22 protein-coding genes are annotated in these 20460 nt (G+C 43.2%); 7 read left to right on the forward strand and 15 right to left on the reverse strand.

What is annotated here, in order from left to right; genetic code table 11:
- Positions 1–48 precede the first annotated feature (48 nt).
- Both lplA and K2225_RS05640 read right to left on the reverse strand, forming a co-directional pair.
- Complete coding sequence (gene lplA / locus K2225_RS05635; protein ID WP_220583845.1) at positions 49–1050, reverse strand: lipoate--protein ligase; 1002 nt, start codon at positions 1048–1050, stop codon at positions 49–51.
- Positions 1051–1116: 66 nt separating this feature from the next.
- Entirely contained in the window at positions 1117–1848 is a 732-nt protein-coding gene (locus K2225_RS05640; RefSeq protein ID WP_220583846.1) for an MBL fold metallo-hydrolase, read from the reverse strand.
- A 120-nt stretch (positions 1849–1968) separates the two neighbouring features.
- Here K2225_RS05640 and yhfH point away from each other — a divergent pair, with 120 nt between their 5' ends.
- On the forward strand, positions 1969–2097 hold the full coding sequence (yhfH, locus tag K2225_RS05645) for a protein YhfH (RefSeq protein WP_074735206.1): 129 nt from the start codon (positions 1969–1971) through the stop codon (positions 2095–2097).
- A 256-nt stretch (positions 2098–2353) separates the two neighbouring features.
- Here the strand turns inward: yhfH and K2225_RS05650 are convergent, their stop codons facing one another.
- The gene (locus K2225_RS05650; protein WP_220583847.1) at positions 2354–3370 is read right to left on the reverse strand and encodes a LacI family DNA-binding transcriptional regulator; all 1017 of its coding nucleotides are present in this window, start codon (positions 3368–3370) and stop codon (positions 2354–2356) included.
- 185 nt (positions 3371–3555) lie between these two features.
- Here K2225_RS05650 and K2225_RS05655 point away from each other — a divergent pair, with 185 nt between their 5' ends.
- Positions 3556–4500 carry a nucleoside hydrolase gene (locus K2225_RS05655; RefSeq protein ID WP_220583848.1) on the forward strand — a complete coding sequence of 315 codons (945 nt, stop codon included), beginning with the start codon at positions 3556–3558 and terminating at the stop codon, positions 4498–4500.
- A gap of 52 nt (positions 4501–4552) precedes the next feature.
- Here K2225_RS05655 and hemY read toward each other — a convergent pair whose 3' ends face one another.
- The 4 genes from hemY to K2225_RS05675 form a co-directional block, all read right to left on the reverse strand.
- On the reverse strand, positions 4553–5959 hold the full coding sequence (gene hemY / locus K2225_RS05660; RefSeq protein WP_220583849.1) for a protoporphyrinogen oxidase: 1407 nt from the start codon (positions 5957–5959) through the stop codon (positions 4553–4555).
- 7 nt (positions 5960–5966) lie between these two features.
- Positions 5967–6896: a ferrochelatase gene (gene hemH / locus K2225_RS05665; protein WP_146814243.1), complete on the reverse strand. Its 930-nt coding sequence runs from the start codon at positions 6894–6896 to the stop codon at positions 5967–5969.
- A 34-nt stretch (positions 6897–6930) separates the two neighbouring features.
- Positions 6931–7968, reverse strand: coding sequence for a uroporphyrinogen decarboxylase (gene hemE, locus K2225_RS05670; protein WP_220583850.1), 1038 nt, complete (start codon positions 7966–7968; stop codon positions 6931–6933).
- A 107-nt stretch (positions 7969–8075) separates the two neighbouring features.
- On the reverse strand, positions 8076–10259 hold the full coding sequence (locus K2225_RS05675; protein WP_220583851.1) for a transglycosylase domain-containing protein: 2184 nt from the start codon (positions 10257–10259) through the stop codon (positions 8076–8078).
- Between the two features lie 62 nt (positions 10260–10321).
- Here K2225_RS05675 and K2225_RS05680 point away from each other — a divergent pair, with 62 nt between their 5' ends.
- Positions 10322–10828, forward strand: coding sequence for an antibiotic biosynthesis monooxygenase family protein (locus K2225_RS05680; protein WP_146814250.1), 507 nt, complete (start codon positions 10322–10324; stop codon positions 10826–10828).
- 47 nt (positions 10829–10875) lie between these two features.
- Here K2225_RS05680 and K2225_RS05685 read toward each other — a convergent pair whose 3' ends face one another.
- The 5 genes from K2225_RS05685 to liaF all read right to left on the reverse strand — a co-directional run bounded on the left by K2225_RS05685 (position 10876) and on the right by liaF (position 14392).
- Entirely contained in the window at positions 10876–11361 is a 486-nt protein-coding gene (locus K2225_RS05685) for a thioredoxin family protein (RefSeq protein WP_220583852.1), read from the reverse strand.
- On the reverse strand, positions 11358–11783 hold the full coding sequence (locus tag K2225_RS05690; RefSeq protein WP_146814254.1) for a disulfide oxidoreductase: 426 nt from the start codon (positions 11781–11783) through the stop codon (positions 11358–11360). Before K2225_RS05690 ends, K2225_RS05685 begins: the two co-directional genes overlap by 4 nt.
- Positions 11784–11935: 152 nt before the next feature.
- Complete coding sequence (locus K2225_RS05695) at positions 11936–12562, reverse strand: response regulator (protein WP_220583853.1); 627 nt, start codon at positions 12560–12562, stop codon at positions 11936–11938.
- The gene (locus tag K2225_RS05700) at positions 12559–13623 is read right to left on the reverse strand and encodes a sensor histidine kinase (protein WP_220583854.1); all 1065 of its coding nucleotides are present in this window, start codon (positions 13621–13623) and stop codon (positions 12559–12561) included. The genes K2225_RS05695 and K2225_RS05700 overlap by 4 nt, the downstream gene beginning before the upstream one ends.
- 13 nt (positions 13624–13636) lie before the next feature.
- Entirely contained in the window at positions 13637–14392 is a 756-nt protein-coding gene (gene liaF, locus K2225_RS05705; protein WP_220583855.1) for a cell wall-active antibiotics response protein LiaF, read from the reverse strand.
- A 231-nt stretch (positions 14393–14623) separates the two neighbouring features.
- Between liaF and K2225_RS05710 the strand changes: the two genes are divergently transcribed.
- A complete protein-coding gene (locus tag K2225_RS05710) occupies positions 14624–15061 on the forward strand; it encodes a ferritin-like domain-containing protein (RefSeq protein ID WP_089654213.1) in 438 nt (145 codons plus the stop codon).
- Between the two features lie 136 nt (positions 15062–15197).
- On the forward strand, positions 15198–16367 hold the full coding sequence (locus tag K2225_RS05715) for a M20 metallopeptidase family protein (protein ID WP_220583856.1): 1170 nt from the start codon (positions 15198–15200) through the stop codon (positions 16365–16367).
- On the opposite strand, the gene K2225_RS05720 is transcribed toward K2225_RS05715, so the two are convergent.
- From K2225_RS05720 to K2225_RS05730, 3 genes are all read right to left on the reverse strand, one after another.
- On the reverse strand, positions 16364–17074 hold the full coding sequence (locus K2225_RS05720) for an EcsC family protein (RefSeq protein ID WP_370632721.1): 711 nt from the start codon (positions 17072–17074) through the stop codon (positions 16364–16366). The genes K2225_RS05715 and K2225_RS05720 overlap by 4 nt on opposite strands.
- Before the next feature lie 157 nt (positions 17075–17231).
- Positions 17232–18446 (reverse strand): ABC transporter permease, encoded by a 1215-nt coding sequence (locus K2225_RS05725; protein WP_220583858.1) that lies wholly within the window; start codon positions 18444–18446, stop codon positions 17232–17234.
- Positions 18439–19182, reverse strand: a complete 744-nt coding sequence (locus K2225_RS05730; RefSeq protein ID WP_220583859.1) for an ABC transporter ATP-binding protein — start codon at positions 19180–19182, stop codon at positions 18439–18441. Before K2225_RS05730 ends, K2225_RS05725 begins: the two co-directional genes overlap by 8 nt.
- A gap of 139 nt (positions 19183–19321) precedes the next feature.
- On the opposite strand from K2225_RS05730, the gene K2225_RS05735 reads away from it, so the two are divergent.
- Both K2225_RS05735 and K2225_RS05740 read left to right on the forward strand, forming a co-directional pair.
- Positions 19322–19750, forward strand: coding sequence for an HIT family protein (locus K2225_RS05735; protein ID WP_220583860.1), 429 nt, complete (start codon positions 19322–19324; stop codon positions 19748–19750).
- 121 nt (positions 19751–19871) lie between these two features.
- Entirely contained in the window at positions 19872–20405 is a 534-nt protein-coding gene (locus K2225_RS05740; RefSeq protein ID WP_220583861.1) for a tryptophan transporter, read from the forward strand.
- Positions 20406–20460 lie beyond the last annotated feature (55 nt).

A 20460-nucleotide genomic window follows, 5' to 3' on the forward strand; every position in this document is an offset into this window, starting at 1 on the left:
GAAGGGATTAAAAAGGAACGATCCTTAGATGAGGATCGTTCCTTTTTGTTAATAGACCATATCAAGAAAGTCTTCCTTGCTGATTTTACCTAGATAATGAGAAATATCCACATCACCTAGAGCTTCAGAGATCGCCTGGCGTTCATACTTCGTACCAATGAGTATTTCTTCAACCTCGTTGATGTCTCCAACACCAAAGAAATCCCCAAAGATCTTCGCGTTCTGGATATGCCCTTTGGCTACATCCAGGCGAATGTCATAGCTTCCCGCACCTTCAATTCGTTTCGTATGCTGGATGTTGAATTTCGGAGACTTGCCATAATTCCAATCCCAATTTTTGTAGCGTTCTTCCGCAAGATTGTAAATGTTATCCCAATCTTCTTTTGTCAACTTATATTGAGGAACATCCTTCACATCTTCGACATCGAAAATATAGCGGAGAATCAAGTTCTTGAACTCTTCCATAGATATCTTGTCATCAAGGAATTCAGAGATGTTTGCGACACGACTTCGAATCGATTTAATTCCTTTCGACTTGATCTTCTCCGTTTTCACATTAAGAGCAGAAACAACGTTCTCAATTTCTGAATCAAGCATCAATGTGCCATGACTGAACATGCGGCCCCGGGTTGAGAATTGAGCATTCCCTGATATTTTCCGACCATCTTCTGCCACAATATCATTTCGCCCGGACAGTTCTGCGTTTACACCCAACTTCTTCAATGCTTCCGTTACCGGTTTGGTGAATTTAGCGAAATCATGAAAACTGTCCCCATCGTCCTTTGTAATGAAACTGAAGTTCAAGTTTCCGAGATCATGATACACCGCACCTCCGCCAGAGAGACGACGAACAACATGGATCCCGTTCTCCTCTACATAGCTTGTATTGATTTCTTCTACCGTATTTTGGTTTTTACCAATGATGATGGAAGGTTCGTTGATATAGAACAGTAAGTAAGTGTCGTTGATATCAAGATTTTTTAATGCGTATTCTTCTATGGCCAAGTTAATGCGAGGATCGTTAATCCCCTCATGGTCAATAAAAAGCATGCGTTTCATCCTTTCAGTCCGTATTGTCCATGTACCATTGTAATCGTTTAAGGACGTGGAGACAATTCATTTACTCCAAGTCAGGCCTTCGTCCGCCAGTTGAATGGTTCCGCCGAAGATATCTTCCGCTTCCTGACGCAACTTCGTCAACTGCCCAAAATGCGGCAGATGACTAAGCCACAAGTTTTTCACATTGGCCTCTTCAGCAATAGTGGCTGCTTCCGTACTCGTCATATGACCAGCTTTCTTCCCGTCCATGCCTTTATAAAAGTTTGTATCTGTAATAAGAAGATCTGCATTTCTTGCAAATGTCGCCCACTCTTTAAAATAGCTAGTATCTGCTGTGTAAACCGCCGTGTCGTCACCATCAGAAATCCGCATACCATAACAAGGTACTGGGTGATTTGTTTTTTGAAATTGGATGGAGAAAGGCCCTACTTCCAACGTTTTATCGGGATCATAAGCTATTCCCTTTGTATATTGATGTGTTAGTGTGTCAAACTTCTTTTTCTCCTCTTTATGGCCATAGATTGGGAGCGTTTCATTTGTCTCTGCAAGGGTATTCTGAACAAGACAGGCATATTGAAGGGGCCCAATATCCGCAACGTGGTCATGGTGATAATGAGAAAGGACGACCGCATCCAAGTCATCGACCTTCTTAAATTGTTGCAGTCGTGATAACACACCACTTCCACAGTCGATTAGCATCGAAAAACCATCTTTTTCAAATAAATAGCCAGAAGTAGCACTGCCCGCTGCAGGGTAAGCCCCCCAATAACCGATGATTGTCACTTTCATTTTCATCACTCCTAAAACTTTTTGCCTAATTACACATTGTTTTATAACAGATGGTTGATTTCTGAATATTGTTATAATACAATGGTTTTACATTAAAAATTAATTGGAGGCGATTTACAGATGATGAGTGTTCTTGAGTTCTTCCGTAATCTTCCGAAAAAGCACTGCTCCAACTGTGGGAATGTGATCCAGGAAAAAGCTGACTGCTACGGCAACATTTGCGACGAATGTGACCACCCGGCCCGCTAAGTCTAGTATTCCACAAAAAACATAACAAAGAACATCAGAATTGGAGCAGCTGTCAAAAGCTGCTATTTTTTTGCCCTTTTCTCCCTTTTCTCCCTTTTCTCCCTCTTCCATAAAGGAGGCTCATCACTCGCCCACGGAAAGCGAACCTTTTCCCGTAGCTCCTAAATCCACACAGACATCTTGAAACTAAGTCTTCCACAAACCTGCCATATAGCGAAATAACTCAACAAAAAAACTATCCATCCGGCAGGCGATGCTACTGGATGGATAGTTTTTTTCGTTTTGTGGAATTTCTTACAAGCAGCCGATGAGGATATACATATCTGTTCGGGGGAAGAGAACCAGGATGTAACAGTTGCTGGATTAAAACTTCCACCGTCTTATCAGCCATTTGCTTCACAGGTTGTTCCACTGTTGTAACAGAAGGAACCATCAATAAAGAAATCATCTGATTGTCAAAACCTACGACAGCTAAATCGTCAGGAATTACCCAATCGGATGAGGAAGTAGCTTCATAAATCAAGCCGGCAGCAACCTCGTCGCTTCCAGTAAACACTCCATCTACATGCGGAAGCTCATCTTTAATCATATGAAAGACTTTTTGACCATCACTAACATCCATGGCCCAGTCAATCGCTAAATCGTTCTGAAAAGAAAGTCCATATTCAGACAAAGCTTCGATAAAACCTTCTTTCCGTTTTTTTGATAAGTGGCTCTCCGGACCACCACTTACATAGGAAATGTGTGTGCATCCCTGTTCCAACAGGTGAGTCGTCGCCTCGTATGCCGCTTGCTTGTGATCCATATGAATCATGGGAATGCTGGACTCGTCCATATATTCATTGCAAAATACAATGGGGCCACATTCTAGAAAAGGTTTGACATCTTCCCATTCATTAACAAGTGATGCCATAATCACACCGTCCACTTGCTTTGTCTTCAATAATTGTAAGTAGTCCATTTCTTTTTTCTTGGAATCATGTGTTTGACAGACGATTACTTGATATCCCCACTCAGACGCCCTTTCCTCCATCGCCTCTATTAAATTACCGAAAAAAGGGTTCGTCAGGCGTGGTAAGAGAACGGCAATGGTTTCCGTCTTTTGACTTCGAAGGCGACGGGCGGAAGAATTGGGGACATAGCCAAGGTCGTTCATGGCTTGAATGATTCGCTGTCTTTTTTCATCTGTCACGTATGGCTGATCATTGATGACTCGGGAGACCGTTGTCCTCGATAATCCAGCCAGTTTCGCTACATCTTCAATCGTAGCCATACTTACTCCCCCTTGATGCTTTCTTGAAAACGTTTCCAATTTTAATCATACTAATCATTCGGTTTTCTTGCAAGCCCTTTCATAAGTTGAAATACATTTTGCTAACGTCTTAAGAATGTGTGATGGCCTTAAATACATATTCCGCTTACACCTTTAATAAAATGGAAACAGGAAAATATAGGGAGATGGTCCACCTGAGAAAAGTATTGATCATCGCAGATCCTGGTGTTGATGATGCATTTGCGATTATGTATGCCCTTCTTCATCCTGAGATTGAAGTCGTGGGAATCGTTGCAGAATATGGGAACGTCAGTCAGGAAATTGCCTTAAGAAACACAGCTTACCTGCTGCAATTGGCTAATAAGAGCGATATCCCAATGATTAAAGGTGCAGATAAACCTCTGACAGGCACAGATCCGGAGTTTTTCTTTGATATACATGGAGCCCATGGCCTCGGAGAAGTCATCCCAGCCGTTCAGACACCTGACCATGAGCGTTTTCAGAAAGTTTACGAACTAATCCATACATATGGGAAAGATTTAACGATCATAAACCTCTCTCGCTTAACTTCACTCGCTCTTACGTACATTCAATCTGAAAGTAACATCGATAAAGCAGGGGATGTTTATGTCATGGGCGGTGCCTTCTTCGTACCTGGTAATCGTACTCCAATAGCAGAAGCAAATATCTACGGAGACCCTCAAGCCGCTAAAATCGTAGCTGCTCATGGAGAGAATGTCACCTTTGTCCCTTTGAATATCAGCAACCGTGCAGTTATTCCCTTGGATACGATAAAGAAAGTGGCTGTTGAAAACGATACACCCTTTTCAAAAATCATTTATCCCATTATGGATTACTACAGTAACCAATACGAATCCATCATCCCTGGAATTGATGGCGCACCTCTTCATGATGTTACGTTATTCTCCTATTTAATGAATCCTAAAGACTATAAAGTCGTAGAACGTCAAGTAAGTGTGAATGCGATCGGGCCATCAAAAGGACTCACCTATGCTGACTTCCGCCCTGCACCTGATTTTATTGAAGATTATCCCATGCACAATATCATTATCGACTTCAACCGAGAGGCCTTTATCAAAGACTTTGTCAGAATCATGACAGCCAACTAGTTTAAAAAGGAATGGATAAAAAAAAGGAAGCATTCCTGAGAATGCTTCCTTTTTATTGATAGAGATAGTCTATAACATTCTGGACAGCCGCTTCTCCCTGGTCGATGCAATCGGGCAGACCGATGCCGCGGTAGGAACCACCTGCAAGGTAAACGCCTGGAAGAGCTTTCTCCATTTGTTCCGTAATCTCATTCACCCTCTGTTTGTGGCCGACCGTATATTGAGGCATCGCATCGTACCAACGGGTGACGATCGAGAATTCAGGTTTGGCTGTGATGTTCATCGTCTTGTTCAAGTCCTTCAGTACGATTTCTTCAATCTCTTCATCCGTTTTTCGAACCACTTCCTGATCGGAGGGTTTCCCTACGTAACACCTCAGAAGAACTTTCCCTTCAGGTGTCGAATGGGGCCACTTTTTATGTGTCCAAGTACAAGCGGTGATCCGGAAGTCACTGTTTCTTGAGACGACAAAACCTGTTCCGTCGATATCCTTTTTAATGGCTGACGCATCGAAAGCCATGGCGACGTTTGCCACAGAAGTAGCATTGGTTTCTTTGAATGGTTCTAGAAAGTCATACTGAGACAGCATGCGTTGTACGGCATAATGGGGAGCTGCTAATATAACCGCATCTGCCTCTGTTACCGTTCCATCACTTAACAAAAGGTGATAGCCATTGATTTTTTTCTCTATATGATCCACTTTCACGCCTGTTTGGACAGTTCCAGGTTCCAATCTTTCTTCAATGGCTTCCACAAGAGACCCGAGGCCGTTTCTTAATGTACGGAACATACTCGGTTTCTTTTCACCTTTTTTCGATTTCTTCATCGGATACGTCTGACGCAGTCCTTTAATGAGACTTCCGTATTCCTGTTCCAGTTTGTAGAAGTTAGGAAACGTGGATTGCAGGCTCAAGCGATCGATATTTCCTGCATAAATACCAGATAAAAGCGGTTCTATTAGGTTTTCAACGACTTCATTCCCAAGTCTTCTCCGGAAAAACAACCCAAGGGATTGATCTCCCTCTACTGTTTTTTTCGACTTGACCAAATCTAAAGCAGCTCTCGTTTTTCCGACAGGACTGAATAGCCCGGAGAAAAGAAATGGACGGACCCTTGTCGGAATCCCCATAAAAGAACCACTTGGCATTTTATGAAGTTTACCGTTCACCAAAATGTAGGACTGACCTGTACCATTGGGAACAAGTTCATCCCCGAGTCCTACTTCTCTCGCAAGGCGTCCGGCACTCTCTTTACGGGCGAGAAAAGAATCCGGCCCTCGTTCAATAGTGAAGCCATCTTTTTGGACCGTATCAATCTTTCCACCCAGGTGGTCGCTGCATTCCAATAACTGAACATCCAAAGAATAGCCTTGCTCGCGGGCTTCTTTTTGCAAGTAGTAAGCAGAGGTTAACCCTGAGATTCCTCCACCTACGACGACGACACGCTTTTTTTCTACCATATGAAATCTACTCTTTCACTTTATCCAAGACGACATCAGCAAGTGTCTGGATAAACTTTGGATGAGTGTTCGGCATCTCCGGGCGATAGTAGTCTGCTCCGACTTTATCACACACGACTTTACACTCGTAGTCATTATCATAGAGGACTTCCAAGTGATCGGATACAAATCCAACAGGCGCGTACACAAAACTGCGGTATCCTTTTTCATGATAAAGGTCTTCTGTTAAATCCTGTACGTCCGGGCCGATCCATGGATCTGGTGTGTTGCCTTCACTTTGCCAGCCGATTTCATATTGAGTAATTCCGGTAGCTTCTGAAATTAGTTCTGCGGTTTTTTTCAATTGATCTGGATAAGGGTCTCCCCCTTCCAAAATCTTCATCGGCAAACTGTGAGCGGAGACAATCAGGCAGGCTTTCTCCTTTTCGTCTTCCGTCATCTTGGAGTACTCCGCTTCAATGACATCTTTCCAATAGTCGATAAACCCAGGCGCGTCATACCAGCTTTCTACAGAACGAATAGAAATCCCGTGCTTATCAGCTTCTTCTTTGGCTCGACCATTGTATGATTTCACGCTGTACGTAGAGTAATGAGGAGCAAGAACGATGGAAACGGCTTCTTCTATCCCATCTTCAGCCATCTGAGCAACCGCATCCTCTACAAACGGTTCAATGTGCTTCAGGCCAAGGTAAACTTTGAATTCTACCTCATCCTGCTTTTCATTCAATGCATCCTTCAATGCTTCCGCCTGATCATCTGTAATACGCGCAAGTGGAGAAATGCCGCCAATGGCATCATAACGATCACGCAAATCCTGAAGCATTTCATCGGAAGGCTTACGTCCGCGTCGGATATGTGTGTAATACCTTTCTAGATCTTCTTCCTTGTAAGGCGTCCCATAGGCCATTACTAATAATCCCATTTGTTTTTTTGCCATGTTCCTTCACCTCTTCATCTTTTTTAAACCACGATTAGGATTTCTTGGAATAATCATGAATAAGTTGAGTCAGCCGTTTCAATGTTTCCGGTTTGATATCCGGGGTTACACCATGGCCGAGGTTAAAAATGTGAGCAGGGTGTTGTCTTCCTTCGTCAATGATTTTCTTAGCTCTTTCCTCAATGGTATCCCAGTCCGCTAAGAGCAGCGAAGGATCCAGGTTTCCTTGGAGTGGCTTTGTAATCCCTTCATTTCTTGCTTCTGTGATTGACATGCGCCAATCCAGCCCAAGCACATCAACAGGAAGGTCATCCCATTCATGAATGAGGTGTCTAGCTCCTACACCGAAAGTGATCAGAGGCACACCTTCCTCTTTCAATTCAGAGAAAATCCGCTGCATCACTGGTTTGATAAATGTACGATAATCTTCGACATTCAAAGAGCCAACCCAAGAATCAAAAATCTGAATAGCACTGGCTCCAGCTGCGACCTGTGCCTTTACATAAGCAATGACCATATCCGCAAGTTTGTCCATGAGTGCGAACCATGTCATCGGCTCTCTGTACATAAGTGACTTGGTTTTATTGTAATTTTTTGATGGGCCACCTTCAATCATATAGCTCGCAAGGGTGAAAGGTGCACCACTGAACCCGATCAATGGGACGGTGAGTTGTTCTTTCGTCAATAGTCGAATCGTGTCCATTACATAAGGCACATCATCTTCAGGGTCGATCGTTCCAAGTTTTTCAATGTCCGCTTTCGACCTTATGGGATTGTGAATAACCGGTCCAATGCCTTTTTTAATTTCCACATCCACGCCGATTGCCGGCAGTGGAGACATAATGTCCTTGTAAAGGATCGCCGCATCAACCCCGTACTGCTCCACTGGTAGACGTGTCACATAAGCGCAGAGTTCAGGGTCATGGGTGATTTCGAATAATGAATACTTTTCTTTCAGTTTGCGATACTCCGGCTGTGAACGCCCGGCCTGCCGCATGAACCAGACAGGGGTATGATCTGTCTCTTCCCCTCGGAATGCTTTTAATATCGTGTCATTTTCAATTTTGTTCATCTTCAGAACTCCTTTTCCCGTTCAACATTTATCCGCTTACAACTATAACGATTTATTGTACTTCTGTATAGAAAAATGAAACATTTGTCATGATTTTGTGCTTTTTTTCACAGGTCCCAACTTAGACTAACCGTATTGGAAGGCTGTCCTTTCTTCCCTGTCAATGGATCAACGGGTACGACGTAATAGCTCGTCTGATCAAAGATACCAAAAGCACTGACTTTAAACTCGTTCTTTCCCGTCACTTCACCGACTTTAACATCTTCTCCGTTTTCTTTCTTGAAAATACGGTAGACAACCCTTTCATCGTCAGAAGCAGACCACTGGATCGTCCCTCTTAATGTAGCGAGGCCGGATAAATTCAAACTTCCTGTTACGTTAGTTAAAACGGGAAGGTCCACAGGTTCAGGTAAGCTTTCTACCCCATCTGGTTGTTCAAATGTTGCAGCCAGATTTTTTTCTTGATCGATCCTTGTTAATATTTCCTTCATGAGGCGGGTCGGATAAGCACTGCTTCCATCGATCTCTCCTGATTGATCATAGCCCATCCAAAGAGATCCTGCATATTCAGGGGTATAACCCGCGAACCATACATGCTCGTCCTGGTGGGTTCCTGTCTTACCTGCTAAGGCCTTGGGATAATCACCTGCCCTCGCCGTTCCTTCCCGGACAACCGTCTGAAGAATTTCGGTTAAATACCAAGCCGTCTGAGCATTGAATACTTCTTTTTTCTGAGGTGTATGTTCATGGATGACCTCTTCATTACGGTTAAGGATCTTTTTAATGGTATAACTTTCTTTTCTCTCACCATTTTGAGCCAGTGAACCATAGGCTTCTGTCATTTGAAGAGAAGTATATCCGTCAGACAATCCACCAAGAGCAATGGATAAACCATTGTCTTTTGTCTTCAATCCCGCTTTCTCCAGATATCCTTTCGCATAAGAGATCCCTATTTGATCAAGAAGCCATACCGCTGAGACATTCTTAGACTCAATCAAAGCCTGATAGAGCGAGACTTCCCCTTCATATTGGTCGTCATAGTTATTTGGAGAATAATCATTGCCCCCAAAAGTCTGCTTTTCATCAGATAAAAGACTGTAGGGGTCATAGTTTCCTGTCATCATTGCCGGACCATAGACGGCAAACGGTTTAATGATGGAGGCAGGAGCCTGCTTCGCCAGGACACGGTTGAAATCTCCATGTTTATAATCTCGTCCACCCACGACCGCCACAAGGGCACCTGTCGAATGGTCCATCAGAGTAAAGGCTCCTTCGATAGTTTCCGCTGTACCTGGGACGAATTCTCCGTTTTTCATTTCATCGGCAGCAATTTTTTGGATGACAGGGTCCATTTCCACCACAATTCGATAGCCGCCCCTTTTCAATTCGTCACGAGAAATATGATACTTATCCGCCGCTTCATGGATGACGAGGTCCACATAACTGTTGGACCAGGTTTCACTCGTTTCCTCTGCACGCTCAACAGCAAGCGTCGAACCTTGCATTTGCTTCATGACTGCTGCATCAATTTTTCCAGTATCGTACATCCTTGATAAGACCACATTTCTTCTCTGCTTGGCTTTTTCCGGGTGATCAAAAGGAGAATACGTATTCGGTGCCTTCGGCAAGCCCGCTAGCAGAGCTCCCTGGGCAACTGTCAATTCAGAAGCAGACTTTTGGAAATAATGCTGGGAAGCAGCTTCAATGCCGTACGTGCCTTCCCCGAAGTAAATTCGATTCAAATATAATTCCAGAATTTCATCTTTTGAATAATTTCGTTCCAGGTAAAGCGCAGCCATGACTTCTTTCGTTTTCCTCATCCATGTCTTTTCATTCGATAGGAAGATGTTTTTGGCGAGCTGCTGAGTAATCGTACTTGCGCCTTCCACCTTTTTCATGGCAATAATATCTTTATATACCGCTCTCATGATCCCTTTGAAATCCACACCGGAATGCTCTCTGAAACGGCTGTCCTCTATACTAATGAACGCATCCTTCACGTGTTCCGGAACCTCTTGAATGGGTATGTTTCTTCTATTTCTCTTGTAGATCCGTTCAATGACTTCACCTTCGACTGTCTCCACAGTTGTCATTTCATCAAGAATCAAATCCTCTTCATTTACGACAAACCGGCCTCCGAATAAAATAACGAGATAACCTATTCCTGCGAGCAACACTAGCGTGAGGACGATGAGGGCCAGCCACTTCGATCTTCCTGACCAGGAAGGTAGGCGTTTCTTTAAATCTTTGATGTTCAAATTACGTGCATCCTTTCTGTTTCTTTCCTTCATACTTGCCACCATGGAACACTGCTTGCTAAACTGAAGATACCGCAGGAAAGGAGACATCGGCTATGAAAGTATCGATGACCAATGGTACATTGAATTACTTATCCAAACTGAGTCAACAACACCCTGAAGCACCTCTGTTCTTCATGCAGGATCAAGACAAAACGGTCGCCTATTATGAAGGAGAAGATACGTCCATTTTTGAAGAAGGACGCAACTATGAAACCGTCGATCATGTCGGTACGATGCAGGCGACGGGTTATGTTGTCATGAACAACATCCCTGTCAGTGACGAAGGACGTCCCGTTTTTGAAGACCGTTTCAAAAAAAGAGCGGGGAATGTAGAAAATCGTGAAGGCTTTCAAGCCATAAGAATCCTCCGCCCTTTAAAAGGCAATACTTATGTTGTTCTTACTCAATGGCGCAGTGAACAAGATTTTGAAGACTGGAAGAACTCCAAGTCTTTTGATGAGGCTCACAAAAAGTCGGGTCCTCAGCACCAGAAGAAGCCATCGTTTATCGATGGCGATGCTTACATTACAAAATATCAAATGATTGAACTTGAAGAGTAGCATAGGAAAAGTGAGCGGAAAACCGCTCACTTTTTTTATTTCTCTTTTTATTCAGGTTCACTGTCCATGACTTCCTGCTGGAAGAAATCGTCTAAATCCCGAACGGATTGTTCACCTGACACTCGTGCCTGTTCTTCCCCGTTTTCAAAATGAATGAGGGTAGGTGTTCCTTCAATCCCGTATTTGTCCCACTCACCTTCAAATTCTCTTACATTCATTTTTTTGACATCAAGATCGTATTCATCCACAATTGGCATCATTCTTGGAGTCGTACGCTGACAGTGTACACATGTCGGATCGTAAAAATAAACGGTTGTAGGCTCTCCAGATTGTATTTCTTCCTCGAGAGCATCCGGTTGAATTTGGTTCTGATAATTAGGGTCATCCAATTGATCAATAGTTGCCTGATGCAAGTCTTCTTTCCCATAAGGATTATCTGCTGTTTTTTCGGAGTTTTGATAGTTCACGACAAATACAAGAACTACAACAAGTACCACTAGAGCACTTGCAAAGATGATCATACCTTTTTTCATACGTCATTCCTTCCTTTCTTTACAACGACAAACAAATGAATGATAAAAATGATGATGAAGGCGGTGCCTGCTAAAAACGGAATCGTCACGAATCCAAAAACATTGATGTATTGACCATTACAAGGAACTAGACCGCATGTGTCTGCCGCTGAAAGCGACGGGATTTTCTGCAGCATGTAATGGTAAATGGAAACGAAGATACCAATTCCGCTCATAATGATTCCAGGGAAAGCTACATCCCACTTCTTTTTCCATAAAGCTGTCCCATAAATGAGCACCAGCGGGTACATTAGTATCCTCTGATACCAGCACAACTCGCAGGGCGCATAGCCAAGTACCTCTGAGAAAAACAGACTCCCGACAGTAGCAACAAGTGATGTTGCCCATAGCAGGAACAGCGCTGTTTCCATACTTTTTTTCATGATTTTATATCCTTTCTACCTCTCTCTCATGCCATTATACTAGGTATTCTCTCGAAAACAAAGTAGTTTCATAGTCCGCCATACCATTGTCATTTTCATATGAAAAAAGGGTGGTTTAAAAAAGAAAAAAACCGCCTGTAAGCGGTCTTCCTTCACCCTTTAAGCAATCCATTCCGGTGGGCATAAACAGCAGCCTGGGTGCGGTCCTGAACCTCAAGTTTACTTAGAATGTTACTGACATGGGTTTTCACAGTTTTAACTCCGATATAGAGCGCATCACTGATTTCCTGGTTCGTCATCCCTTCCCCCACGCATTTCAACACTTCAAGTTCACGTTTTGTAAGCTCTTCATGCAGTTTTCGGTCTTGACGGAAACGGGTCATCATTTTTGTAGCGACTTTCGGCTCAATCACATTTTGACCGAGAGCAGCTTTACGTATGGCATCAGCTATTTCATCAGCTGAGGATGTCTTCAGCATATAACTAAACGCACCTGCTTCAAGCGCCGGAAAAACCTTTTCATCATCATAGTAACTCGTTAGAATGATGATCTTACAAGATTCCGTCTTCATAATTTCTTCTGTCGCTTCAATTCCAGTCCCATTTTCCATAATCAAATCCATGAGAACAACATCCGGTTTTTTCTCTTTAACCAACGCTGCTCCCTCATACCCACTGCTCGCTTCTCCCACGATGTCCAAATCTTCTTCAGTACTTAAATAGGCAATGACACCTTTACGGACGACATCGTGATCATCAATGACTACGACACGAATCATTTCTCTTCCCCCTTATCATTTACTTTTACAGGAACACGAACATCGATATGTGTCCCTTCTCCTTTCCTTGAACGTAAAGAGTATGAGCCGCCAATTTCTTCACACCGTTCGCGCATCGTTTTCAATCCATAAGAGGCCTTGTTGGCTTTTTTATCCTCGGTATCAAAACCGACCCCGTTATCGGCAATATGTAGGAAAATTTCCTTTTGGTCATGAGTGGCTTCTACCTTCACCTCAGAGGCATTGGCGTGTCTTAATATATTCGAAAGTGCTTCTTGCACAACCCGGAACAACTGCTCTTCTACTGACGTTGGCAGCTCTCCTAAATCTTCCATATCCACATCAAAGTCAATCTGACACTTTTGACGTAATTCTTCTATGAGGGTTTTAATCCCCTCCGTCAATGGTTCTCCTGACAAGTGAACAGGCCTTAAATGGAGAAGGAGCGCCCTCATTTCTGTTTGGGCCTGAAGAGCCATTTGGGTAATCTCCTGAAGTTGTTCTTTTGCTTTTTCCGGGCGACGATCAAAGATTTTTTCTGTTGCCTGCGCCATCATCGTTAAGGCAAATAATTGTTGGCTCACGGCATCATGCAAGTCGCGGGCAAGTCGTTGACGCTCTTCGATCGTAGCCGCCTTGTGAGCTGTGCGTGCCAATTCACTTTTTTCATCAGCAAGCTTTACGAGCGAATCCTTCTGCTGCTCCAACTTTTCGCCAAGCACATTCAATTCATCTCCCACAGCAGCAATTTCATCATTCTCATTAAAATAAATCCGTTTGCTGAAGTTCCCCCGAGAAAGCTGGGTAATCATCATCGATATGTAATCCAACCGATGTTTGACATCCCCACTGGACCGAAAGCCCGCGTACAGAGACATGATAAACCCTATGACAATGTAGAGCAGCATGAACATCAAAATGGCTCCTGCACTCAACCAATCAGGCTGAAACCACACGTAAATAGACAATAGGATACTCAGCAGGATAAACGTATTTAAAATGAGCCCATACAGATGTGATCGGATGTACATGTAACGTATACTATTCAATTGCTTTAACATGTTTTCCCACCTTTCACACCTGATCGATACGAATCGAACCCACTTTAAGATCGACACCAATGGTCAAGCGGCGAGTGGCCATCGAATAATCATCCGTTTCATATTCCACGCTTCTGTGCATTCCATCCGCTTTCTGTCCCCCGACACGGATATCCCCTGTCTTTACTTTTGCTTCTACACGAAATGGAACATGTTTTGGAATTAACATCTTCACATCCCCAACCCAGCCGCGCACGATGATTGGCGTATCTCCATCTGGAATGAAGGCACGTGTGAAATCGAACCGGTAGTCACCGACTCCGTTCCATAAATCCATGGGTTCCACCTTCCAGTTTTCATCATTAAAAGAATGGTCTCCAATCATCATATGCTTGGAATTCAGCTTCTTTGAAGAGGAACCTTCGGAATCATATTCAATTTTCACTTTAGAGCCTTTGCCGCCTAAAAAAATGCTAAATCCAAAGTATATGAAAAGAAGCGGCCAAAGCTGCCATACATCCCCAAAGGAGAATTCAAGATAACCCAGTCGATCCAACAGCAGAAGCGTACTGAAAATCGTGAGGAATGAGCCAACGATCCAACTTCCGCCTTTCTTCAACAACGCGTCCAACCAAAACTTCAAACCAATCAATAATAATATGATCGGATAAATATTCTCCCAGGTCCATCTCATTTCCAGGGAAATAATGTTCAAATTCGACAAGAGAAGAACAAATCCAAATACAACTAGTAATAGTGCGATGACGACTTGTGAAATTTTATTACGCATAATTGCTCACCCTTTTTTAACCTTCCGTAAATTACATTCGACAGAAGATCTATATTTCCTTTCTGTCTTAAATGCTTCCATGGCAAATGTATAACCTAATTTTATCTGGAAATGGACACTGATAAAACAACCCAGAGAACGGAGTTATCTCCGCCTCTAGTCGGAGGTATGTTTAAACCAAATAGTGATGGGAATATTTATAAAAGAGCACAAAAGAAAGGATGTTGTTGTATGGATCAAAAAATGCAAAATCTAATCGATGGTCTTAACGAAGATTTAGCTCATGAGTACGCAGCTTCTATTATGTACACGTATAATGCGGCTGTCGTTACGGGGCTCTATCGTTCTGTTCTCAAGCCATTTTTCGAAAGCGAAGTAACCGATGAACAAGGACATGCTCTTTATCTAGCTGAGAAAATCAGCACGCTGGGCGGAACTCCGACGACAACACCTGCTGAAGTCAAGCAAATGACTGAAGTGCGACCAATGTTAGAAGAAGCACGAGAAGCCGAGCGTCAGACGATCAAGCGTTACGAAGAACGCAAAACACAAGCGGAAGAGCTCGGGTTAACTGAATTATCTGTAAAACTCGATGATATGATTGCAGACGAAACCGGTCATATGGAAGAAATCGGACGTCTACTTCAGGATTCCCGCCTACAAGACTGACTACTTCCCCCCTGTCTAAGACAGGGGATTTTTATTTTCACTAGATAAGGGGACCTGTTTGAGAATATTCTGAATGTATATTACAATTTATGAAAATAGTTGCCAAACTTCAGCAAGATGATAAGGAGGAAAAAATATGTGGGAGAACGTCTTTCAAGCCATTGATGAACAATACGAGAAAATGGTCGAGACTCGCCGTCACTTGCACCAATATCCAGAGGTTTCATTCCAAGAAGTGAAGACGGCTCAGTTCATTGCGGATACATATGAAAAACTGGGGATTCCATATGAAAGTCATATCGGAGGAAATGGGGTTATTGCCAGAATGGAAGGGGGAAAACCAGGCAAAACGGTTGCCCTAAGAGCAGATTTTGATGCCTTACCTATTCAGGAAGAAAATGAGGTCCCTTATAAATCTAAGAATGAAGGGGCCATGCATGCATGTGGTCACGACGGCCATACCGCAGCTCTTCTAGGTTTGGCGGAAGCACTTGTCCCTCATAAGGAAGAACTCCCAGGTACGATCGTGTTCTTACATCAGCACGCCGAAGAGTATGCGCCTGGAGGGGCAAAACCGATTGTTGAATCAGGAGTCCTCAATGACGTAGATGCTGTATTCGGCACTCATCTATGGGTCAATGCCCCGACAGGAGTCATCCAAACCTCTAGAGGTGCTTTTATGGCCGGAGCAGATCGATTCGAAATCAAAGTTCAAGGGAAAGGTGGACACGGGGCCCAGCCACATCAAACGAAAGATGCCATCGTCATCGCTTCCCAAGTGGTTTCTTCCTTGCAGCAAATCGTCAGCCGCCGCGTAGACCCTTTAAAAACAGCTGTACTCACAGTGGGAACGTTTGAATCAGGAACTACTTTTAATGTCATTGCGGATTCAGCAACCTTAACCGGTACGGTTAGAACATTTGATCCTGAAGTGCAAACTTTGATCATTGAAGAGATGGAAAAAGTCATCAAAGGTACCTGCGAAGCAAACGACGCAGATTACGAGTTCACTTATGAAAAAGGGTACCCGCCCGTGGTCAATCATCCCGAAGAAGCGGACTTAGTTTTACAACATGCTCAAAAGGCTGATGCTTCTTTACGCACTGAAGAAGTCGAACCCGTCATGGCTGGAGAGGATTTTGCTTACTACTTATTGGATAAGCCAGGCACTTTTTATTTTACAGGTGCTCAAATTCCAGATCATTACTATCCTCATCACCATCCGAAATTCGATTTCGACGAAAAAGCACTGCCGCACGCAGCTAAAACATTGTTCCAAACCTTTATCAGTTATCAAGAAAGTTAAAGTAAACGGAGGCGGCTGGACTGAATGGTCGTCTCCCCTAAATGTTCTAATAATCTCCCATTCGCAACATACCCTACAACCGCCCCGAAACCCGGGACCAATTGAAGAAGCTTCACAAGATCCAACGTATCTCTGTACTCCACTTGTAACGTCTTCCAGTCCACGTTCTTCTCCCTTATTTCTAAATCATCCCAAGCTAAAACCTTACGCTTCACTTCCCCTCGGACCTTGTCACTGGAAAAAGCAAGCATGAATACATGAAGCAAGTAGACCCTCTCTTCATAAGAATGAACATTCCATCCATAAAGCTGGGCCGCATCGAATAAAAACTTCATCTTTATGCTTAATAACAGCGGAAAGTCAGCCACCCCAAGCCAGAAGCCTCCAAAACCCGTCCCTGCGCCTTCTACAGATGCTGTTTTCTTATATTTCTTAACTAATTCCTGGACTTGCCTCTCACGCTCTTCAAAGCTCCAATCCGGATGCACTTTTACAGGGCGGATATACTCTGAAGATGTCAAGGCAAGCTCAATCATGGAACGGATACTATCCGTTACCATCGCATGGACACGATCAGGGATCTTTTCATTAATCCTAGACTGTACCTGCTTTGAACTCCTCTGTATAATAGACGAACGCTTATCCAATGCTTTACTCCAACGCACCGCTTCCTGTTTCGCCTTCTCTTCATAACTCAAATGAAACACCTCCGTTTTTTTCAAAAATCAATCGTTATTCGTAAGTTTCACAACCTTTGAAAACCCCTCCGGAAATTGAATCTGGTGGATCGAAGCCGTTTGGGATACGCGTGCCTACTTTGAAACGGATATGAAACAGGGAAGACTGCTTAGGTAGTCTTCCCTGTTACGTCAATTTCTTTTTCACGTAATTTTGTATAAATAGATAACTGAAGATACTGCCGCCTACCCACACAAGAACAAGCCCTATAGGGTTCCATTGGAATATAAACAATAAGCCGAAGAGGAAGGTCTGAAACATCATGATCTGCTGCAACCATTGCAGGATTGCTTTTTCCTTCCATTCTTTTTTAACCGGATATAGATCCAGCCAAGCAATAGTGCGGTGATGATTCCACAATGTCATCATTTGAAATGCACTTAAATAGAGAAATAGAATGGCAAACGCGACCTTGACCCATAGATTGGATACAAACCAAATGGCCAGGGCACCAATTACTATAAGGCGGATGTACATACCTAAATAATCACTGCTTCGTATAAAAGTGATTTTATACAAATAGGAAAAAGTCTCGTTTTGCCGGTAAGGAACCCGATCCACAATCGCTCGTACAAGGGTGTTACGCTTTTTCACTGTATTCTTTAAATGAGGAACATCCACAAACATATTGGCAATTCTGTAAAAGGTCCTCATTCTCTGCTGATCTTTTTCTACAAGTAAATCCCAAGCGAGTCCGGCTTTTTGTCTGGAGAGAGAAAAGGTGTAAAGGACGACACCTACAAGCAGTACCGTTACAACACTTGCATAAACCCACTCACCCTGAGCGAGAAAATAAAAAATAGTTATGTTCAATACCGCTTTGATGACCTGATCCATGAGTCGTATTCTGGGGTTCCTCTCTTTCAACATCCACCAGTTGGACATCATGTTCCAAATTTTAATGATAAGGACAACACCGATCATCATTAAATAATGCCGGGTACCAAGTTCTGGATACGAGGCAAAATACAACGGACCAAGGGCTGCCGAGATTAGAAAGATGACATAAAGCTGGACAACGTAGCTGTAATATAAACAGCGGCGGAAGTATTCATCCAGCTGATATTCAGCAGGAAGCAGGAAAACTAAGTCCGGCTCTTTGAGGAGCGTCCGCACAGGACTGTACCCTGCGATGAAGCCAAAAGCGAGCGCTATAATCCAAGCAGTAGGAAAATCTTCTGGCAGGTCTTGGATCCATTGCTGGTAATAATAAGCAAGTGCTGAGATAAAGAACAACATGGCAACGGCAATATGGCCATTAAAGATATACTTTAAGTAACGGCTTGTCTCTTTCGTATGTTCAGAGAAACGTTTCGACCAAAACTCCTTTGCATTAATCATATTGTTCTTCCTTTGTCAGTTCCACGTAGATATCATCAAGAGATGCCCCCGGCTGATTAAATGACGTCCGCAGCTCCTCAAGCGTCCCTTTAGCTCTAATTTCTCCTTCATGGAGGATAACGAAACGATCACAATACCTCTCCGCTGTAGCAAGGATATGTGTCGACATTAAAATCCCTGCCCCTTTTTCTTTCATATCCTCCATCAACTGCAGGTAGGATTGTATACCGAGGGGATCCAGACCAACAAAAGGCTCATCCACGATATAGAGGTCCGGTTCGATTAAGAATGCACACATAATCATAACCTTTTGGCGCATCCCTTTAGAGAAGTGCACCGGAAACCATTTGAGCTTCTTCTCCATACGAAATTCTTTAAGAAGCGGCTGCAACCTCTGTTTGAATACGTCTTCCGGTACATTATAGGCCATAGCTGTCAATTGTAGATGTTCATACAATGTCAATTCATCATATAAAATAGGCATCTCCGGAATATAACCGAGCTGCTGTCGGTACTCTTCCGGATTCTCTTCAAATGATGTTCCATTAATCGAGACTTTACCTTTTTTCGCCTGCATCATTCCGATGATATGTTTGATGGTCGTACTTTTACCCGCGCCATTCAAACCGATGAGGCCGACGATTTCGTTTGGATGGACATCGAAAGATATGCCATGCAGTACATTTTTATGGGTGTACCCTCCGTGGAGGTCTTTGATATGTAATAAAGGTTCCATCTTATCCCTCACTTCATTAATTTTCCTGCACAAATTTTATCATACTTTCCCGACGGTTACACTTTTCACTCACCGTCTTTATCGAGTTTTTGCTCCTTCTTATGGTACAATGCTATCAAACGGAAAGGAGTGTTTGTATATGGCAGATGAATGCATTTTCTGCAAGATCATTGATGGAGAAATTCCTTCAGCGAAAGTTTACGAAGACGAAGAGGTGTACGCTTTTCTTGATATCAGTCAAGTAACAAAAGGTCACACGCTAGTTATTCCGAAACAGCATTGCCAAGACATTTACAACACGGATCCAGAAACAGCAGAGAAGTTGTTTTCTAGAGTGCCGAAGATCGCAAATGCAATTAAACAAACCTATGCTCCTATTGGCTTGAACGTCTTAAACAACAATGAAGAAGCAGCAGGTCAATCTGTTTTCCACCTACATATCCACTTAATACCCAGATATGGTGAAGGGGATGGATTCGGCGCGAAATGGGAAGTCCACTCCGATGATTACTCTCCAGAAGATTTACAAGCCATCGCTGGTGAAATCAACCACCACATTCCTGGTTAAATGGATTGATTTTCTCAATAAAAAACTGCTATAATACTAGCATGCAATCGCAAACGGTCATGAGGACACGTTTGGATGGCAAAATCAGATGAGATTAGAATAGTTGAGGAGAGATGTTTAAATGAATATTCGTGTTTTAGTCATGTTGTCTTTATTTGTAGGAATTGGTGCTGTTCTGCATGCCGTCGCACCCCCGTTCTTTTTCGGAATGCGGCCGGACATGATGCTCGCTATGATGTTCCTGGGAATCTTATTGTTCCCTAAACCATCTTATGTCCTATTGTTATCTCTAGCGACAGGCTTCATCTCAGCGATGACTACCACCGTTCCAGGCGGCCAATTGGCCAATATTATTGACAAGCCGCTAACAGCATTTGCATTTTTAGCGCTTGTCCTAGTGACTAAAAAAATATCACATCAAAAATTCGTACAGCCTGCTTTAGCAGCCATCGGTACCATGATTAGCGGCTCCATCTTCTTAGGTGTTGTCCTTTACATCATCGGACTTATGGAAGCCAGCTTCGGCCTCATGTTTGTCACAGTTGTTCTACCTGCAGCTGCGTTTAACGTGTTGTTCGTAGCCATCATGTACCCGATCGCTCGAAAGATCTTAAGACGATCAAACCTTGCTAAAGCAGCTCAACCAGCCTCTTAAAGAGGGTATACAGAAGAACCTTGACTTACACCAAAGGCACTACATCAAATGTAGT

Origin of the sequence: Halobacillus sp. Nhm2S1, from assembly GCF_019599545.1 — a bacterium.
Taxonomy (GTDB): Bacteria; Bacillota; Bacilli; order Bacillales; family Halobacillaceae; genus Halobacillus.

Coding starts and splice junctions, on each gene's coding strand:
- lplA (WP_220583845.1), bottom strand. CDS start 1,050: ATGCTTTTTATTGACCATGAGGGGATTAACGATCCTCGCATTAACTTG.
- K2225_RS05640 (WP_220583846.1), bottom strand. CDS start 1,848: ATGAAAGTGACAATCATCGGTTATTGGGGGGCTTACCCTGCAGCGGGC.
- yhfH (WP_074735206.1), top strand. CDS start 1,969: ATGATGAGTGTTCTTGAGTTCTTCCGTAATCTTCCGAAAAAGCACTGC.
- K2225_RS05650 (WP_220583847.1), bottom strand. CDS start 3,370: ATGGCTACGATTGAAGATGTAGCGAAACTGGCTGGATTATCGAGGACA.
- K2225_RS05655 (WP_220583848.1), top strand. CDS start 3,556: ATGGTCCACCTGAGAAAAGTATTGATCATCGCAGATCCTGGTGTTGAT.
- hemY (WP_220583849.1), bottom strand. CDS start 5,959: ATGGTAGAAAAAAAGCGTGTCGTCGTCGTAGGTGGAGGAATCTCAGGG.
- hemH (WP_146814243.1), bottom strand. CDS start 6,896: ATGGCAAAAAAACAAATGGGATTATTAGTAATGGCCTATGGGACGCCT.
- hemE (WP_220583850.1), bottom strand. CDS start 7,968: ATGAACAAAATTGAAAATGACACGATATTAAAAGCATTCCGAGGGGAA.
- K2225_RS05675 (WP_220583851.1), bottom strand. CDS start 10,259: ATGAAGGAAAGAAACAGAAAGGATGCACGTAATTTGAACATCAAAGAT.
- K2225_RS05680 (WP_146814250.1), top strand. CDS start 10,322: ATGAAAGTATCGATGACCAATGGTACATTGAATTACTTATCCAAACTG.
- K2225_RS05685 (WP_220583852.1), bottom strand. CDS start 11,361: ATGAAAAAAGGTATGATCATCTTTGCAAGTGCTCTAGTGGTACTTGTT.
- K2225_RS05690 (WP_146814254.1), bottom strand. CDS start 11,783: ATGAAAAAAAGTATGGAAACAGCGCTGTTCCTGCTATGGGCAACATCA.
- K2225_RS05695 (WP_220583853.1), bottom strand. CDS start 12,562: ATGATTCGTGTCGTAGTCATTGATGATCACGATGTCGTCCGTAAAGGT.
- K2225_RS05700 (WP_220583854.1), bottom strand. CDS start 13,623: ATGTTAAAGCAATTGAATAGTATACGTTACATGTACATCCGATCACAT.
- liaF (WP_220583855.1), bottom strand. CDS start 14,392: ATGCGTAATAAAATTTCACAAGTCGTCATCGCACTATTACTAGTTGTA.
- K2225_RS05710 (WP_089654213.1), top strand. CDS start 14,624: ATGGATCAAAAAATGCAAAATCTAATCGATGGTCTTAACGAAGATTTA.
- K2225_RS05715 (WP_220583856.1), top strand. CDS start 15,198: ATGTGGGAGAACGTCTTTCAAGCCATTGATGAACAATACGAGAAAATG.
- K2225_RS05725 (WP_220583858.1), bottom strand. CDS start 18,446: ATGATTAATGCAAAGGAGTTTTGGTCGAAACGTTTCTCTGAACATACG.
- K2225_RS05730 (WP_220583859.1), bottom strand. CDS start 19,182: ATGGAACCTTTATTACATATCAAAGACCTCCACGGAGGGTACACCCAT.
- K2225_RS05735 (WP_220583860.1), top strand. CDS start 19,322: ATGGCAGATGAATGCATTTTCTGCAAGATCATTGATGGAGAAATTCCT.
- K2225_RS05740 (WP_220583861.1), top strand. CDS start 19,872: ATGAATATTCGTGTTTTAGTCATGTTGTCTTTATTTGTAGGAATTGGT.